Below are 18,015 nucleotides of genomic sequence, written 5' to 3'. Positions count from 1 at the left end.
ACCGTTCGCTTCGTTGGATGAAGACCCAGACCGCCCCAGGAATCAAGCAGGGTGTTTGCCGTTCGGCCTCGCGAAGGTCGATTCGGGGTGGCGAGTTCTCGTCGCGCCACGGTCTGGCGGGTCTGACGTTCAACGAACTGATGATCGTGATCTCTGTAGCAGCCGTCCTGGCGGCGCTGGCGATCTTCTCGACCGGTACACTGGTGATGCGGACGAAATACAGCCGCGTTCAGGAAGATCACCGTGTACTGACCAGGGCCCTCGAGAACTACATGATGGATTACTCGAACCTGCCGGATTCAACTGGCGGACTTGATTCGCTGGAGCGGCCAACGGCCTACATGGCCCAGATCCCGGGGGATCCCTTCCATCGTGGGGAAAAGGCGAATTATCAGTACATGCGCCTGGACATCCCGGGGATAGCGTTCGTTCTTGTGAGTACGGGACCCGACGGCGACTACGATATTCCGAATGAATTGCGGGGCTACACAAGCCTGCCAAAGGACGAATTCGGATCGGTGCCCGTGGAGACATTGCGGGTCGCGGGCCTGAGGGCCCAACCGCAAGCGGTCAATAGCCGCCCGATCGACAAGGAGGAAGCGGCCTTCTGGTCCACTCTCGGTTTGGACGGCCCCCCGCGGGATCCGTCGCTCGAACCGGAGGAGAAACCGGAGACGTCCGCTCCAGAGCAGGCGACTCTTGCAGAATTCGAGGAGGCAATCCTGGAGTATTACCTTCAGAACAAGAGCTGGTCTCCGGACAGTTCCTCCACAGACGGCGACATCATCACAGTCGTCCGGTTCTGACTCCCGCGTCGCCCAACCGACCCATGAGGCGAATCCGCAAACATCGTCCATTCACGCTGGAACCGCTCGCCGCGATGCTCACGGCCGTGGGCTTGTTCGGTGCGGCCATGTCGGACCAGCTTTCGTTTGTGGCGTGTATCTTCCTGCTGGCTCTTGCACTGCCGGGCTTTGTGCTGTCGAACTGGCCCCAGGCGCCGGCCTATCGCCGGGCATGGAATGCGGCGGCCCTGCTCGTCGTTCTCGCTGCGGCCATGGACTTCTTCCTCGCTGATCGCTCGATCGCTTTGCATTTGCTGGCTGTGTGCGGAATCCTGCTTCTGCGAACGGTCTACCTCCCCCGCCGGCAACGCGACTACATGACGATCTGGGCGATCAGTACGGCACTGCTGACGATCGGCGCCGCGCGGGCAAGCTCACCCTTGATCGTCCCATTCGTTCTTGTGTGGTCTCTGCTGACCATGACGATGCTGGCGCGTATGGCGCAACGCCGCTCGATGGAATTAGTCGGGAGCTCAAAGCCCAGCAAACCGACAGCCGAACCGCCGCGAATCGCCCGTTACATTCCAGTGTTGGCGATCCTGACAACGATGGTTTTCTTTCTGCTCCCGCGCCCGGGACACATGCAGGCGGCGTGGTTGTCCGGCGAAGCCATTCAAAAGAACCGCGCGCGCCTGCTGCGGTCAGGGCTGAGCGACAGTGTCGAACTGACAACCATGACGCGCCTGAAGGAAGAGCCGGGCATTGCGCTGCGCGTGCAGACCGATCGCCCAAGCCTTCGTCTCTCGAGCTTGAAGTTCCGCCTCGGGACGCTCGGTGGATTCACCGGCGATCACTGGTTCCGAATGGAGGCCCCTGGCTCGCCCGGTCCGGAGCGATTGAGTCGCGAGGTCGGCGAGCCGGCGTTTGTGCTCTATCATTCGAACGATGCCGCGCTGCCGGCGAGCGAAGAACTGACCATCATGCTCGTGGACTTCCCGACGGAAGTGCTTCCGGTTCCCGAAGGAACGTTGGGACTCAGAGTTCCTGCGCCAGCACTTCTGCTCGAACCGGACGGTCGACTGGCCCTGCCGCCAGAGACTCCCCCACCGTTCTCGTTTTCACCGCGTGTGGCGCTCGATCCTGCGATTCGGCCACTCGCAAGTCGCGGCGATGTGCGCGACATTCACCTGGCAATTCCTGCGGCGCTCGATCGGCAGGAAATCGAGCGTCTGGCGAGCGAGATCGTTGGAAGCGAGGAGACTCCGGAAGGGCAGGCGCGTGCGATCTGGAACTGGTTCCGGCGAAACGGAGTTTATACGACTGACCTGCGCCACCTGAAGTCCGGCCCAGATGGCGTCATGGAGTTCCTGCATCGTCCGCAGGGCCATTGCGAGCTCTTCGCAACGGGAATGGCATTGCTTGCCCGCGCGCGAGGAATCCCTTCGCGTCTCGTTGTTGGGTACAGCCCAGGACAGACCGCGCCGGGCAGTTCCGAGGTGATCGTTCGCCACGCCGATGCGCACGCCTGGACCGAGGTGTATCTGCCGGGGACGGGCTGGACAGCGTTTGACCCGACGCCTTCCGCTCCCCTCGCTCCCGCTTCCGATCGCCTCCTCTTTAATCGGTTGCGTGATACGGCCTCGGTCGCATCTGCGCGATTCGGCCGCCTGATGGAAGGATACGATCGCAGCAAGCAGCAGTCACTGATGAGCGGAATGTTGCAAGGCCTCGGGAAGTGGGCGTCGGGCTACGAGAATGGCCTGCTGACGCGAACGTTCCAAAGGATTCGGGAAAACGCCAAGAGACAGGAAGTGATCGTGGCTTTCGTCGCGCTGACACTCTTGAATCTTGGTTTCTGGCTTGTTGGTGGCAGGTTGCGACGACGTCTGTCGCGCTGGGAGAAGCGCCGTCACGAGAGGCATCGCCGTGCAATTCCGCGCCTGTTGCGAGATCTGGCGAGGGCACTGGGTGCGGGGCACGAGATCGATCACCTGGCCAGCAGCCAGACGGCGAGAGACTTGATTGCATCGCTGGCGACCGAGCGGGGACTGAACTCGGCAGAAACCGGAGAATTAATCGGTCTTTACAGCCAATGGCGCTACGGGGGGCAGGCGCAGCCGGAGGCGCAATTGCGGGCGCGAATCAGGGCGCTGAAGAGCCGGAAGCGCCGCGCCGGCTGACCTTATTTTCCATTCCAGATACTGCATGACATTTTTTCGACGGTTTGATGTGCTAAGTGGCTTGACACGGCTCGGACAAGCCCGATAGCACTTGTCCACTTTCTAGGCACTGGATAAAATGTTAACTCAAACGTCTGAATCCGCAATTCGCGCACTGATATACCTCGCCATCTATGGCGGGAAGGAACCGACAACGCCGCGCCAGATCGCGGAGAAGCTGTCGGAATCGCCATCTTACATGGCCAAAATCACGCGGATGCTGGCAAAAGCCAATATCCTGCGTTCGCATCGCGGAGCCGCAGGAGGCGTCAGCCTCAGCCGCGCCCCGGAAGACATCACCCTGCTGGAGATCGTCGAAGCCTGTCAGGGTCTTCTGGTGGCGAATTACTGCGAGGGCATCAAGGGCCATCCGATCCCGGCGTGCGCCTTCCACGAAGCCATGGTGGAGGTGCACGAGGCGACGTTAGAGGTCCTTTCTCGGTGGACCTTGGAGAAATTGGCCACTCGACCGTCTCCGACGGGCCCGCTGGCGGCCAGGGCTGACTGCCGGATCGGAATTCCGTTTCCCGATGCGCCGGAGCCGGGTCTCTGATGAGGCTTGCGCGCCCCCAATTCTAATCCACGGAAATTCATCCTCGCGCCGAACGGACGGTCTTCCTCGGCTGCGTTGGATATTCAGTTTGAAGCAAAAGGAGAGTCTTCTCGATGGATGCATTTCCAGCCGTCGACCCGATTCCACTCCCAGCGCCGGTGTATCTGTTTAAGCTGCTGCACCTGGTGACACTGACGCTGCACTTCTGTGCAGTGCACTTGTTTCTGGGCGGAATTCTGGTCGCAACAATCCTGGCGTTCTTGGGAGGAACAAAAGGGAAACCGGCAATCAGGACATCGTCAGGAATGATGTCGTATCGATTGCCTATCGTCATGGCCTACGTGGTCAATCTGGGTATCCCGCCGCTGCTGTTCGCGCAGGTGTTGTATGGGCGCGCGTTGTATACGAGCAGTGTTTTGATAGGCGTATTCTGGATATCCGTCATCTTTCTCGTCATCTTGTCTTATTACTTTGCATACCTTGCTTCGATGCGCGCGGCGGCCAAGAAACACTGGGGTATCTTCGCGCTCGTGTCGCTCCTGGCAGCGCTGTTCGTCGCATTCATCTATAACAACAACATGACCCTCCTGGCGCGGCCGGAACTCTGGGTCGACATGTACCGGAACAGCCCGAACGGTGTGAACCTGAATGCCGCCGATCCGACAGTGCATCCGCGTTGGGCCTACATGATCCTGACGTCGATCGCGATGGCGGGCGTCGGCATGATGCTGGTCGGGACCAAGAAGTTGGTGGATGAAGACACAGGCCGCTTCCTTCGCACAACGGGTGCTCGCCTCGGCGCGATCTTCTCGATCGCGATGCTGGCAGCCGGCTTCTGGGTCTTCAGCCGCCAGCCTCAGGAGATCGCCGAGCAGGTCATGGCGAATCAGTGGTACAAGCTGTCTGCACTGCTTTGGGCCGCGGGCGGAGTTCTTCTCTTCCTTCTGACGGCCGTCGCTTCGTTCTCCGGGCAGAAGAGCAACAAACTTCTGGCGTGGGGTTCTGCCCTGGCAGGTTTCCTCGCCGTTGCCGGCATGACAGTGTTCCGCGATGCGATTCGCGACGTCACTCTCGGCATGCATGGCTACAATGTGTGGGACCGCACGATTGAAACGAACTGGCTGATTGTCGGGACGTTCCTCGTGCTCTTTGTCGCAGGCGTCGCCGGTATAGGCTGGATGGTCTGGGTGGTCGCCAAAGCCAAGCAGGTGGAGGAAGTCTATGCCTAACGACAAGAAGAAAGCTCCCGAAGGAACGGAAGAGTCGGTCTCTCGTCGCAAGTTCGTCGCCCTGGGAATCACGGCGATTGGGGCTGTGTACGCGGGAGCGATCGGCTATCCGATTTACCGTTACCTGGCGACTCCCGCAATTCGCGCGGAGGAGATGGGGCAGGTGACCTCGATCAGCCTGGCGGAGTCCGATATGCCGGAGCCCGGTTCGGTGCTGATGTTCAAGTTCGGCAGCCACCCGGCCATGCTGATTCACCACAAAGACGGTTCAATCGTGTCATTTGATGCGATCTGCACGCACCTGGGCTGCACGGTGCAGTTCCAGGCCGATCAGGATCGCATTTATTGCGCATGCCACGGCGGCATTTACGATCCGAATACGGGCAAGAACATCGCGGGTCCGCCGCCGAAGCCCCTGACAGTCTTCAACGTGGAGGTGGCCGATGGGCAAATCAACATCTCTCGCATCTGATTCCCGTTTGGCCCGCCTTTATGCCTGGGCCAACGAAAGACTCGACCTGGATGGCGCATTGGCGCTGGCCAAGTCCAAGACCGTCCCGCAGCATAAGCACTCGTTCTGGTATTACTGGGGCGGCATTTCGCTCTTCCTGTTTCTGATCCAGGCCATCACGGGCATTCTGCTGCTTGTCTATTACCGTCCGGGACCGGATGCATACAACTCGGTCCGCAGCATTACCTACGATATCGATTTCGGCTGGTTGATCCGGTCGGCGCATTCCTGGTCGGCGAACCTGATGGTCGGCGCGGTCTTCGTGCACATGTTCTCGGTCTTCTTCATGAAGACGTATCGCAACCCGCGCGAGTTCGGTTGGTGGAGCGGCCTGATTCTGTTGGGTCTGACGATGGTGTTCGGATTCAGCGGCTATCTATTGCCGATGGATGAGCTCTCGTACTTCGCAACGAAGGTCGGCCTGGATATTCCGGCAAAGACGCCGTTGATCGGCGAATGGCTGGTTGGCCTGATCCGTGGTGGCCCGGAAGTGAATGAAACCACCGTGCAGCGCTTCTTTGCTCTGCACGCGGTCGTTCTGCCGGCGATGTTCCTGCCGGTGCTCGGCTTCCACCTGATGCTGATCGTCAAGCACGGCAGTGGCTCACCGCCAAGCGAAGAGGCCAAGCCGAAGGCAGAGCGCGAGTCGATTCCGTTCTTCCCGAACTTCTTCATGAAGGACATGGCGATGTGGCTGATGGCGCTTTGCGCGATCGCCGTGCTCGCGTCGATGTTCCCTTGGCCGCTGCATCCCCAGGCGGATCCGCTGGCACCCGCGCCCGAAGGCATTCACCCGGAATGGTACTTCATGAGCCAGTTCCAATTGCTGAAAGCGCTGGGACAAATATTCCAGGGCAATTGGGCCGTCTTTGGGGAGCTTGTCGGTATCGGCATCTTCACCATCGGCGGCATCCTGTGGGCGCTCATTCCGCTGTACGACAAAGACAGCAAGAGAGCGCAACGTGCCAAGGTCGCGACGTGGTTTGGCCTGGGCGCACTGGCCGGGCTGGTCGTGCTGACAATCTGGGGTTACGTGGCCCTGTGAAGCCGCCACTGGCTGCCGAATTTCGGTAGCCGGTGAGAGCGCTCTGTCCTTTTCGATTTAAAGGAGATTGAACAGATGAATTACCCCATGTGGGATGTACCAATTATCGGAAGCGGGTGGGTGATCGGCGCGATCGCGATCTTCCACGTTCTCGTTTCGCACTTCGCTGTCGGCGGCGGATTCTATCTGCCCATGGCGGAAGCGAAGGCTGCTCGCGAAGGGCGTGACGACTGGATGCGCGTCGTCAAGTCGCACGCGAAATTCTTCCTGATCCTGACGGCAGTATTCGGCGCCGTGACCGGCGTCGGCATCTGGTTTGCCATTGGTCTGGCGAGTCCGGAAGGAACAAGCACGCTCATTCACTACTTCGTGTTCGGGTGGGCGATTGAATGGGTTTTCTTTATCGTCGAAATCACGGCTGCGGCCGTCTACTACTACACTTGGGGGCGCATTCCCCTGAAGCTGCACCTGATCATCGGTTGGATCTATGCAGGCGCGGCGTGGATGAGTCTCTTCATCATCAACGGCATCCTGACGTTCATGCTGACGCCGAGCTCGGCCTGGCTGGAATTGGTCGGAACGGGGACGGAGGCAAATGCCTTCATCCAGGCATTCTTCAATCCGACGTACTGGCCGAGCCTGGTGCTGCGCACGCTGGTCACGATCGCCCTGGCAGGCGTCTGGGCGATGGTGACGGCGAGCCGCATCAATGGCTTCAAGGAGCCGGAATTGAAGGAGAGCTTTATTCGCTGGTCGGTGAAGTGGCTGGTGCCGGCATTCGTCCTGATGCCGTTTGCTTTTGCATGGTACCTGTACATGGTTCCGGAATCGCAGCGTGAACTTCTGCAACTCGGAATCTCGACGATTGGCCAAGGCACATTCACCCAGGTGACGCGCGCCGGACTCGTAATCATCATGACGTCGGCGACGATTCTGCCGATTATCTACTTCTTTGGCTGGCGTAACCCGCGGGACTTCACGATGGGACACGCGATTTCGGTTCTGATTCTGGCGCTGGCTGCGACGGCCTCGACGGAGCAGGCCCGCGAGATGATCCGTAAACCCTACGTGATTCGCGAGCACATGTTCTCGAATGGTGTCCGCAAGTCGCAGGTCGCGAAGTTCAACGAGGAAGGCTACCTGAAGAACTCGCCGTGGGCCAGCCAGGCCGAGAAGCTGGCGTGGAAGGCCGAAGACGAAGCGACTACGGACGATACCGAAGTTGTTCAAGCCTCGACAGATGCCGCTGCGACGCCAAGTGAAGCGCAATTGCTGCGCGGTGAACTGATGATGCGCGGTCAGTGCATGTCCTGCCACACGGTCGACGGTTATCGGTCGTTGCGCCGACTGATGGCAGGGCGCGACCGCGAATCAATTGGCAACATCCTGACGATGCTGCATGAATACAAAGAGGATTCGCCGTATCGTTCCTACATGCCACCTCTTGTTGGCCAGCCGGAAGAGGTCGAGGCGTTGGGTGACTATCTGAATCACCTGATCAATAACGCTCCGAAACCTCGGCCGGTGAAGGAACTGGCTGAAGCGGAACACTGATCAAACAGACAACAGGATGAGAAGAGGCCGGGGCGCGAACCCCGGCCTCTTTCTTTTGCTGCTTGGTTGGATTTACTACTCGGCCCAGGGATTCGTAGCGAACACGGCGAACTCCGGGATGAAGCCGCGGCGGTGCATGGAGAGCACCCCCATGATGGAGCCGGCGATGTCCTCGGCGAAGAGCTTGTTCGGATTCTGGCCGGGCTCTTTGCCGCCCCAGCCGGTCTGAACCTCGGACGGGCAGACGCAGAAGACTCGGATATTGTGGGGACGCAGTTCTGCCTGCCAGCACTGCGTGATGCCGCGTAGCGCCCACTTGCTGCCGGAATAGGCGGTGCCGTTTGCGTGGCCTTTGATGCCGGAAGTCGAGGCGATGTTCACGATGTCGCCCTGGCCTTGAGATTTCAGCAGAGGAACAACGCGGTTGGTCAGATCGACGAGGCCGAAGATATTCGTCTCGAACATGGCACGCATCGCGTCGACGTCCATCTCGCCGATGGGCGCCCCATAACCGTACGCAGCGTTGTTGATCAGAACATCGATGCCGCCCATCTTCTCTTTGCAGAATGCAATGGTCTTTTCGTTGTCCTCGGGTTTTGTCACGTCGGCGTGGAAACCGGTCGCGCCGGTGGCCTCGGCGACTTCCTTCACGCGATCCTTGTTACGACCGGTGAAGACAACGGTATGGCCGGCCTGGCAGACCAGCTTCACGGTGGCGGCTCCGATGCCGTGGCTGCCGCCGGTGATCAGGAAACGACGTTTTTCCATGTGTACCTCCTGGTAATCGTTGGAATCAAAAAGGGGCGCACGCGGCGCCCCCGAATCTGCTCTTTACGGAACTTGCTTTCGCAGTTTCGCGGGCAAGATCTTCAGTTGCTCGCGGTACTTCGCGACCGTGCGTCGGGCGATCTGGATGCCCTTGTCTCGCAGCATGTCGGCAATCTTCTGGTCGGAGAGTGGATGCTTCGTGTCTTCGGCCTGGATGAGCTGCGTAATCATCTCCTTGATGGACCGGGAAGACGCATCCTCGCCGCTGTCCGTCTCGAGGCCGGAGGAGAAGAAGAACTTGAGCTCGAAGATACCACGCGGTGTCTCAACGTACTTCCCTGTCGTGACACGAGCGATGGTCGATTCGTGCATACCGACGACTTCGGCGATGTTCCGAAGCGTCAGCGGGTGCAGATGCTCGATGCCCTTCTCAAGGAAATCCTTCTGGTAGTTCATGATCGCTTCGGTCACACGCAAGACGGTGGACTTGCGCTTCTCGATATTCTTGATCAGCCAGACGGCGTTCTTGTACTTCTCCTGGGCGTACTGGGCGTCGCTGGAGTCCTTCCCCTCGGCGGCGGCCTTTCGGGCAAGCATCCGGCGATAGGCGGAAGCGACACGCAGACGGCCGGCGTCGCCCTCGTTCAGGAAGTACATGTAACGCCCTTCGATCTTCTTCACGTAGACGTCGGGTGTGATGTAGCGGGCGGTTTCCTTGGTCTGGGAGCGGCCCGGACGCGGTTCCAGCTTCGAGACCAAGTGGAAAACTTCAACGACTTCTGCTTCGGGAACTTCAAGCGCCCGGGCGATTTCGCGGAACTTCTTCTGCTGAAGGTCCTCGAGGTGGTCATCCAGCACCGTGTAGAGCAGGCGGTTCCGGATGCCCTTCTCTTCGCACTGCAGGCGCAAGCACTCGCCGAGGTCGCGCGCAGCGACGCCGGTGGGCTCAAATTCCTGGATGATCTCCAGGATATCGTAGACGTCCTGCGGATCGACCTTCGTACGCCAGGCAATTGTATGGAGAATCAACTCGCCGAGACGCATATCGGCAATCTCTTCGACAGAGCGTCCGAGACGTTTCGCGATCAGCCCGCGGAGCCAATCCAGGCGGCTCATCGTCATGGCTTCGTCGGGAGTAATTTCGAGATACTCGGCAACGACGGAGGCCACGAGTTGCTTCCGATTGAGTTGCTTGATGTGTTCTTTGTCCTGGCCGTGGCGAAGCTTGTAGAGAATCCGGCGCAGGGTCTTCTCTGAATCCGTGCCGCCCTTCATGTCGATCAGATCGGGATGATAGCCGAGAATCTTGGCCTGATTTTCCAGAGACGAGTCCAGGAATCCGTTCTCGTCGATGTTGCCGATCAGGAACGCGCCGATCTTCGCCTCGTTGCCATCCAGGGCGGACAGGCGAAGTTGGCGCATCAGGCTATCGTAAAGGCTCTGCTCGAGGGCCGTGTAGGTCGTGAAATCGTGTTCCTCGAAGCTCTCGTGAGCCGCCGAATAGGCCGAACTGTCGGATTCGCTGTATTCCGTATCCCAGTCGACATCGCTCTGCTCGAATTTCTCGAAGTCCTCGGAAGTATCGGTTTCTTCCTCCGGGGATGGAGAATCGTCGGATTCGCGAGTGTCTTTCTCGGCCGGCTCCTCCTCGATCTCCCGCTCGCGGTCCTTCTCCTTCTCTTGCTCGGAGAGTCCGCTGTCGTCTGCGGCCTCCTGCCGATCGCCCCCGTCCTCTTCTTCGGAGACCTTCTCGGAGGTGAGTTCCTCCTCGTCGTCCGTCAACTCCAGGAACGGATTGTCCATCATCTCCTGATGGATCATCTGTTCGAGCTCAAGGGAGTTCAGTTGCAGCAGTTGGATAGACTGCTGCATCTGCGGCGTCATGATGAGCTTCTGGGTTTGTTTGAGAACTTGTTGGAGTGACAGGGACATAGTGGTTTCCCGGGCCGGTCAAGGTGTCGCGCCTTCGTCGTGCCAAAAGGCGAATGTGCTTGCCAGTTTGACCATATTGGGTCAGAGTATTTACGTTCCCGAGAAAGCTCCTTAGCAAGAATCGGTCACGTTTTCTGGCCCGAATGTAGCTAGAGAACATTGCACTCGTCAAGACAAAGACCTGTTTTTTTCCACGGATGCGGATTCCCTCCTCTGCAGCCCGGCAGGATCCCCATCTCAACCCATTTGTTTCCAATGCTTTACAACAAATCCGCAAAGTAGCGCCGGCGGCACATGGAACTGTCGAGCAGACTGAGCGAAGGACTGCTTCTACCGAATACTGCCTTCATTTTTCATTCTGTTTTTGACCCGGCCCCGAAAATCGGATTCGAGTTGTCAAGGGAAAGTCCATTTTTTCAGATCGAATTCTTGCTCCTTCCATGGGTGCCAAGAGGATGGCTTGGCGCGTGCTGGACTGCGTGGCGAAGCAAGCATTTGCGGCGGCGAAACATCAGACCAAAAGGGATTGCATTGACCGCCAACGCTTCGGAGAATGCGGCGCACTGAATGGAGTGCCAGCACGTTTGAAGTGTGGGAGAATCCGATGACGAAACCATCGTTGCCGCGGCTGTTGATCGTGGAACCGGACGAGGAGGCTCGCTGCTCCGTCGCCGAACTGCTGGAGGGCAAAGCGGAGGTGCTGGCAGTGCCGACCGCGGCAGAGGCCCTCCCCCACCTGGAAGAAGATCCCCCCCGGGCGCTGTTGGTCGCGCTGGCGGTGGATCGTCTCAGCGCCCTCGAACTCATTCATAATGCGCGCAAGTTGGAGGATCCGCCGCGCATCGCAGCCATGGTGGATGCGAACGACGGAATCTCGATCGTCGAGGGCTACGACCTGGGCGTCGAGGAAGTGCTCGGAAAGCCGGTCAAGGCCGAGGCGATTGCAGAGTGGCTTGAGGTCCTGGAGGTCGACGACTGCGGGCGGAAAGGGGCGACCCCGCGCGAACTGTATCGACTGGCCCGACGCCTCCGGTCCGTTGCGAGTATGAGTCGGTTGGGCGATGCCTTGCGCTCGATTCTGTCGGGAATTCTCGACGCGTGCTATGTATCGGTCACACTGCCGGCTGGCGATACGCCGGTGCGGTACGCAGGCGGCCAGGCGCTTTCCGAGGCGCAGCTCACGCAACTGTCGACGCACCTTCTGAGCATGTGGCGCAGCCAGGCCGGGCCGATCGTAGCCTGGAATTTCCACGATGGCTTGAATGGTGGAACGGCTGAACCGGTTCAGACAGACGATGCGTTGTGCTTCGCCAGTGCACCTCTGGTTTTGCGCGGCGAACATGCAGGCTTTCTGACGCTGGCGCCTCGCGAAGGGACGATCATCCTTCGGCATCATTTGAATGCGCTCTTCGTGACAGCGGAGATTCTGGCCGCACGCATTGAATGCCTCGTCTATGAGGCGGAAGCCGAATCGGTCGAGGCGAGTTACGATTCGCTAACAGGTTTGCTGAACCATGGAACATTCATGACGCGCCTGAAGGATCAGGCCCTGCACGCTCACCATTCGAGTCAGCCGCTGTCTGTGCTGGTGATCGATTTGGACGATTTGACGGCGATCAACGAACGTTGCGGCCACACGGCGGGCGACACGGTCCTAAAGCACAGCGGACGCATGGTGCTGGCGACGGCACGAAAGACGGACGCGGTGGGGCGACTGGGTGGCGACGAGTATGCGGTGCTACTGCCGCAAACGGACCTGGACGGCGCGTTGCGTTACGCAGAACGAATCCGCCGGGCGCTGGCGGCGAACCTGATCCGAGTGGAAAGTCACGAAGTCAGCGTGACGGCAAGCGTTGGCGTTGTAACCGCGGTCCCTGAGATTTACGACGCCGAGGCGTTGATGGAGTGGGGACTGCGAACGGCGAGAAAGGCCTTCGAACGCGGCGGGAACCAGGTTGTCGCTGCGACGGTCGAGGACCCGGAGGAAGTGGCTTCGGCCCCTTCGGAATAAGTCCCGCGGAATCGACGATTCATTATGGCTCTGACAGAAAGACCGACTGCCCTGATGCCGCCCGTACTGACGACGGAGCGGCTTGTGCTACGCCTGGCGAACGAACGCGATGCGGAGGCGATTGTCGCATACTATCGAGACAACCGCGAATTCCTGGCGCCCTACGAGCCGCTGCGGCCGCCGGGGTTCTACACAAAACGATTCTGGGAACTGCAGGCCCGGCGCAGTCACGAGGACTTCCGCGCCGGCGTGGCCGTTCGGCTGTTCCTGTTCCGGCGAGACGATCCTGGCGCCATCTCCGGCTACATCAGCCTGACGGGGATCACGCGCGGACCGGCGCAGTTCTGCTTCATGGGCTACAACCTGGCGGAGCACGAGCAGGGCAAGGGGCTGATGTCGGAGGCACTCCGCGAAGTGATCCACATGGCGTTTGCGGACTTGTCGCTACATCGCATCCAGGCCAATTACATGCCGCACAACCAGCGCAGCGGCCGACTGCTGCGCCGACTGGGGTTCACGGTGGAAGGCTATGCCCGGGATTACCTGATGATTCACGGCCGCTGGGAAGACCACGTGCTGACGTCGCTGACGAATGAAAACTGGCACGGCGGCGAAGGACGCTAGGCGCTTCCGCTTCTTTCCCACCTCCTTATGTCCTGTCTTTTCAGCGTACTATCCAAAGGTAATGATTGATTTCGCGAACGGGGTTCCTGTAAAAGGCCCGGGCTTGTCGGCAAGGGGAGGTTTTTTCTCCGTTTCCGGAAAATCTGACGAGCACCTGGGCCAAACATAAAGTCAATTGCCACAGTCTCTTAGGATGTGGATATCACCATCTCGCAAGGGATGCGTAAAGAGGAACCAGAATGTACGTTGAAGTGATCAAGACAGTTGTCAAGCATGGGCAGGCGGAAGCCGCCCGGCGGACCCTGGACAAGTGGATCGCCGCGGCCCGCAAGGCTGAAGGGCATATTTGGGCCAGCTATTTCAGTCCCGAAGATTGCGAATCCGAATCCCTGGAAGGCTTCCAGATCGAGGATCCGGAGCGCACGTTTTTCGTGACGATGGCTTGGGAGAGCGACGAAGCGGTCGCCGATTTTGTGCGGAAGTACCACTCTGGCCCGGTGAATCTGCTGCCCGGCCAGGAAGTCTACGTGAGCGGACACTTCTCCGGCTAAGGCGGACTTGCCGGTGCATCGAATGCAACCACACTGCAGCAAGACCTTCAAAGACGGCCGCCGGCTCCTGGAATGGACCGGTGGCCGTCTTCCATTGCTGGCCGGCCTTCTGATGTTGGTGTTGGTCGGGCTGGCTCTGGGCCAGGCGAACGACCCAGTGATCGCGAGTGTCGGCCAACGCATCGTGAGCGCGCGCGATCTGAAGTATCGGATTTTCGAGGCTCGCCTCTACGAAGAAGAACTCTGGAGCGTCCCGGAGGAGCGTCTGCGCCAGGAGGTCCTGACGAACGCGGTCGACGACCTGGTGCTGGAGGATTACTTCTGGCAGCACACGCCCGAGCCTGCTCCGGAAGACGTCAAGACGACGGTGGAGGAAATCTGGCAGCGCTATGTGCGCCTTGCCGGGTCACCGGCGATGCTGGACACGATGCTGGACGACATGGACATCGAGCCGGCGCAGATGAAGCGTTGGATGGAGGAACGGCTGGCGCGCAGTTGGCGGATTCGCGCGGGCCTGATGAAGGGCCTCGATGTGCCGGATCTGGAGGTCGCTGAGGAGAGTCCGGCAAGCGCGGATAACTTCCACGTGGCGCACATCTTCGTCGAACCCCAGACGGATTCGGCAAGGGGCTGGGAAGATGCACGGCAGCGCGCGACGCGCGTGTGGTTTGCCATCACGGACGGCCTGCCCTTCGATCGGGCGGCATCGTTGTACAGCGACGACCAGGAAAGCGCCGGCCGCGGTGGCGATCTCGGCTGGATCGAGGCGAAGTCGTTGGCGCCCAGCCTTTCGGGGGCGCTTCGGACGATGAGCCTGGACGAGGTCAGCTCGCCGGTTCTCGGCCCGGCGGGATATCACCTTCTGCAGTTGCAGGACTTCGAGACGCCGCGCCGCGAGGAGTATTATCAGGCCATCGCGGACGCCGAGCGTCGTCTGCTGATGCGGCTGCGCGATCGGGCCGAAATCCGCGTCGCAGACGGCTATGAACTCCGCCCAGTCGAAGAACCCTCCACACCCGTCACGCGGACGACGTGGGAGGAGATTATGGACGAGTTCCGGGCGGAAGTGAAGGGTTCCCGATCGAACGAGTAAGATTGGGTGGGTCTTTAACCACCAGTGCGTCCTTGGGTGGCGTAAACGGCGCCCCGAGGGATCGAATTTCCCAGAAGAGGTACTTATCGTGACTGCGACTATTCAGAATCTTCGAGATAAACTCGGCGAGCTGTCGGATATCGGTGCGACGGTGGCGCTGATGGGATGGGATCAGCAGGTCAACATGCCCAAGAAGGCCGCACCGGGACGCGGACAGCAGTTGGCGACTATGTCGGCGATCTATCACCGCATGGCAACTGCGCCGGAGTTCGGCGACATGCTCCGGAAGCTGAACGATGAGCGCGATAAGCTGTCGGCGGACGAGGCCAAGATGGTCGAGGAGACGCTTTGGGACTACGAGCGCTCGACGAAGCTTCCCGAAGCGTTCGTGAAAGAGCTGACGGAGCTGGACGCAAATGCCTTCGCCGCCTGGCAGGAAGCGCGGAAAGACTCCGACTTCGCGGCCTTCCAGCCGTTCCTGGAGAGGCTGGTCGTGAAGCAGCGCGAAATGGCGGACATGTTCGGCTTCGAAGGTTCGCCATACAACGCACTCGTCGAGAATTACGAGCGTGGCATGACGGCGGAACGTCTGACCCAGATTTTCGGAGACCTGCGCGAGAAGCAGTCGGCGCTGATCGAGAAGATCGTCGCTTCTCCGAATCAACCGGACATCGCCTGGCTCGAGCAGGATTGGGACGAGCAGGCCCAGTGGGACTTCGGCATGAAGGTCCTGACCGAGATGGGCTACGATCTCGATGCCGGACGCCAGGATAAGTCGACGCACCCGTTTACGACAGAATTTGGCCTGAAAGATGTTCGCGTAACGACGCGATTCGACGTGAAGGACTTGTTCTCCGCGATGTCGTCGACGATGCACGAGGGGGGCCACGCGCTTTACGAGCAGGGCTTCCTGGAAAGCGACGCGCGCACAACGCTCGGGTCTTCCATTTCGCTCGGCGTGCATGAATCGCAATCCCGCATGTGGGAGAATCTAATCGGCCGCAGCCGTCCCTTCTGGCAGCACTACTTGCCGGTACTGAAGGAGCATTTCCCCGGCCAGCTAAACGACGTGGACGTCGACAAGATGTATCGCTCGATCAACGCGGTGAAGCCGTCGCTGATCCGCGTCGAGGCGGACGAATGCACCTACAATCTGCACATCATCATCCGGTTCGAGATCGAGACGGCGCTCCTCGAAGGCCGCATGAAGGTCTCCGAACTGCCGGAAGTCTGGAACGCGAAGTACAAGGAGTACTTGGGTGTCGACGTTCCGAACGACGCGCAGGGCTGCCTGCAGGACGTTCACTGGTCCGGCGCCTCGTTCGGGTACTTCCCGACCTATGCGCTCGGCAACCTGTACGCTTCGCAGATGTTTGAGAAGATCCTCCAGGACATCCCGAACCTGTGGGAAAGCATCGCGGGCGGGAATATGCTGCCGCTGCTGGATTGGCTGCGTAAGAACGTCCACGAGGTGGGGCGCCGCAAGAAAGCTCCGCAGCTGATTGAGGGCATCACCGGCAAGCTGCCGGAGAGCACGGCGTATCTGAACTACCTGACCACCAAATACGGTGAGCTGTACGGCGTGAAGTAAACGCTACAGCCCTGAACGAATAGGAATGCCGGACCCTCAAGCTGGGTCCGGCATCGTCCGTTAAGGCCCAACCGCCCTTGACAGTCGTGCAGTCTCGCGAGACGGTTTGGCCGAGTTGGTTTCCCTTCTCGGGAGCGAGTCTTCATGTCCGTTACCGTCCAGTGCCCGAACTGTGGGGCCGGCGTTCCGATTCCCCGTATCCAGCGGGACGGAGGCGAGGCGCGCGTGCGCTGCCGCGTGTGCAACATGCTGCTGGCGATCCACCGGCCGTCCAACGCGCCGCGGCGCTCGGATGCGGTGATGAGCTTCGGCGAGGGGATTCGGGTTCCCGGATACGAACTTCTCGGCGTCCTCGGTAAGGGCGGCATGGGAATGGTCTTCAGCGCCGTGCGACTGTCGGACGAGCAGTTGGTGGCGATCAAGGTCCTGCCGCCGGAGTGCGCCGCCCATCCGGAACTCGTGAATCGCTTCGATCTCGAAGCCCAGATGATGGCGACGCTCAGCCATCCCAACATCGTGCCGATTCTGGACCGAGGGCGGATCAGTGAGCATTACTTCATCGTCGTCGATTACATTCCCGGCTGTACCCTGAAGGATCGCATCGGCCAGGCGGCGCCGCTGAAGATTGATGAGATTTCGGCCATCGCCACGCCGGTGTCCGAAGCGATTCAGTCCTGCCACGAGCTAGGCCTGGTGCATCGCGACTTGAAGCCGGCGAACATTCTCCTCTCGCAGGATGGACGTGTGCTCGTGACGGACTTCGGCATCGCGAACCTGATCCAGCGCCTGGGCGATCAGACGGAAGATGGCGTAATGATCGGCACTCCGCAGTACGTTGCTCCCGAGCAGTTGCGCGACGGCAGCAAAGTGGGCTTCGCGGCGGATCAGTATTCGCTCGCAGTGATCATCTACGAAATGCTGACAGGTATGTTGCCGATGGGAGTCTTCGAGCCTCCCAGCAAGATGTGCCCGGAGCTGACACCCGAGGCCGAGACGGTACTACTGCGTGCGCTGTCGCGCGATGCATCGAAACGCTATCCATCGATGCGGCAGTTCATGCGTGCATTCCGCCGAAGTCTGAAGCGCCCCGCGGATGTACCCCCTCCCGAGGTTTTCGTCCATGCCGCGGCCATGCCTGTACTGGCTGGCGGGGGCGATGACAGCCCGAAGCCTTCAGGCGACGTGGATGTATCAGTACTCGAGGGGGAGGAAACGCCGAGTTGGCGCCGGTCGCCAAGCCCAGTGGAATTACGTTTCTTTGGAGATTCGCCTCGGCCTCGGCCAGGAGACGAAGAACCCGTTCCTATCACGCCCGGTCCGGCACACGAGGGGACTGAAGAGGACGAGGAATACTCGCCAAAGCCGCTGCATCTCGGACCGACCCCAACACCACGACTGGGCCCGCAGCGGCCTGACGTCATGCCCCGGTCGGACACCCAGGTGATCGCTGTCGCGGCCGCCATCGCGATTCTGATTCTGGCGTGCCTGGCGATTGCGATTATTTTGCTCTAATCGCCGACGCTCCCCCGCCGTTGGCAGGAGGTCTCAT

Annotated in this window: 15 protein-coding genes; 13 read left to right on the top strand and 2 right to left on the bottom strand. The window is 60.0% G+C overall.

Going from position 1 to position 18,015, the window contains the following annotated elements:
* Positions 1–17: 17 nt before the first annotated feature.
* From KQI84_07145 to KQI84_07115, 7 genes are all read left to right on the top strand, one after another.
* Entirely contained in the window at positions 18–806 is a 789-nt protein-coding gene (locus KQI84_07145) for a type II secretion system protein GspG (protein MCB2154647.1), read from the top strand.
* 23 nt (positions 807–829) lie between these two features.
* Complete coding sequence (locus tag KQI84_07140) at positions 830–2,965, top strand: DUF3488 domain-containing protein (protein MCB2154646.1); 2,136 nt, start codon at positions 830–832, stop codon at positions 2,963–2,965.
* Between the two features lie 118 nt (positions 2,966–3,083).
* Positions 3,084–3,557, top strand: a complete 474-nt coding sequence (locus KQI84_07135) for an Rrf2 family transcriptional regulator (protein MCB2154645.1) — start codon at positions 3,084–3,086, stop codon at positions 3,555–3,557.
* Between the two features lie 113 nt (positions 3,558–3,670).
* On the top strand, positions 3,671–4,786 hold the full coding sequence (locus tag KQI84_07130) for a hypothetical protein (protein MCB2154644.1): 1,116 nt from the start codon (positions 3,671–3,673) through the stop codon (positions 4,784–4,786).
* Positions 4,779–5,258, top strand: a complete 480-nt coding sequence (locus KQI84_07125; protein MCB2154643.1) for a Rieske (2Fe-2S) protein — start codon at positions 4,779–4,781, stop codon at positions 5,256–5,258. The genes KQI84_07130 and KQI84_07125 overlap by 8 nt, the downstream gene beginning before the upstream one ends.
* A complete protein-coding gene (locus tag KQI84_07120) occupies positions 5,230–6,342 on the top strand; it encodes a cytochrome bc complex cytochrome b subunit (protein ID MCB2154642.1) in 1,113 nt (370 codons plus the stop codon). Before KQI84_07125 ends, KQI84_07120 begins: the two co-directional genes overlap by 29 nt.
* 75 nt (positions 6,343–6,417) lie before the next feature.
* Positions 6,418–7,896, top strand: coding sequence for a cytochrome ubiquinol oxidase subunit I (locus KQI84_07115; GenBank protein ID MCB2154641.1), 1,479 nt, complete (start codon positions 6,418–6,420; stop codon positions 7,894–7,896).
* Between the two features lie 75 nt (positions 7,897–7,971).
* Here KQI84_07115 and KQI84_07110 read toward each other — a convergent pair whose 3' ends face one another.
* Together KQI84_07110 and rpoN are read right to left on the bottom strand one after the other, a co-directional pair.
* Positions 7,972–8,664, bottom strand: coding sequence for an SDR family oxidoreductase (locus tag KQI84_07110; GenBank protein MCB2154640.1), 693 nt, complete (start codon positions 8,662–8,664; stop codon positions 7,972–7,974).
* A gap of 63 nt (positions 8,665–8,727) precedes the next feature.
* Positions 8,728–10,596 carry an RNA polymerase factor sigma-54 gene (gene rpoN / locus KQI84_07105; GenBank protein MCB2154639.1) on the bottom strand — a complete coding sequence of 623 codons (1,869 nt, stop codon included), beginning with the start codon at positions 10,594–10,596 and terminating at the stop codon, positions 8,728–8,730.
* Positions 10,597–11,200: 604 nt separating this feature from the next.
* Here rpoN and KQI84_07100 point away from each other — a divergent pair.
* The 6 genes from KQI84_07100 (at position 11,201) to KQI84_07075 (ending at position 17,978) form a co-directional block, all read left to right on the top strand.
* Positions 11,201–12,607, top strand: coding sequence for a GGDEF domain-containing response regulator (locus KQI84_07100; protein MCB2154638.1), 1,407 nt, complete (start codon positions 11,201–11,203; stop codon positions 12,605–12,607).
* Positions 12,608–12,661: 54 nt separating this feature from the next.
* Positions 12,662–13,231: a GNAT family N-acetyltransferase gene (locus KQI84_07095; protein ID MCB2154637.1), complete on the top strand. Its 570-nt coding sequence runs from the start codon at positions 12,662–12,664 to the stop codon at positions 13,229–13,231.
* Between the two features lie 239 nt (positions 13,232–13,470).
* The gene (locus tag KQI84_07090; protein ID MCB2154636.1) at positions 13,471–13,782 is read left to right on the top strand and encodes an antibiotic biosynthesis monooxygenase; all 312 of its coding nucleotides are present in this window, start codon (positions 13,471–13,473) and stop codon (positions 13,780–13,782) included.
* A gap of 22 nt (positions 13,783–13,804) precedes the next feature.
* Positions 13,805–14,875 carry a peptidylprolyl isomerase gene (locus KQI84_07085; GenBank protein ID MCB2154635.1) on the top strand — a complete coding sequence of 357 codons (1,071 nt, stop codon included), beginning with the start codon at positions 13,805–13,807 and terminating at the stop codon, positions 14,873–14,875.
* 88 nt (positions 14,876–14,963) lie between these two features.
* Positions 14,964–16,466, top strand: a complete 1,503-nt coding sequence (locus KQI84_07080; protein MCB2154634.1) for a carboxypeptidase M32 — start codon at positions 14,964–14,966, stop codon at positions 16,464–16,466.
* Between the two features lie 144 nt (positions 16,467–16,610).
* Positions 16,611–17,978: a serine/threonine protein kinase gene (locus KQI84_07075; GenBank protein ID MCB2154633.1), complete on the top strand. Its 1,368-nt coding sequence runs from the start codon at positions 16,611–16,613 to the stop codon at positions 17,976–17,978.
* Positions 17,979–18,015: the final 37 nt, after the last annotated feature.

This window comes from bacterium (genome assembly GCA_020444065.1).
GTDB lineage: Bacteria > Sumerlaeota > Sumerlaeia > SLMS01 > JAHLLQ01 > JAHLLQ01.
Note: the sequence above shows the minus strand (reverse complement) of the source record. Positions and strands in the feature narration are given on the sequence as shown.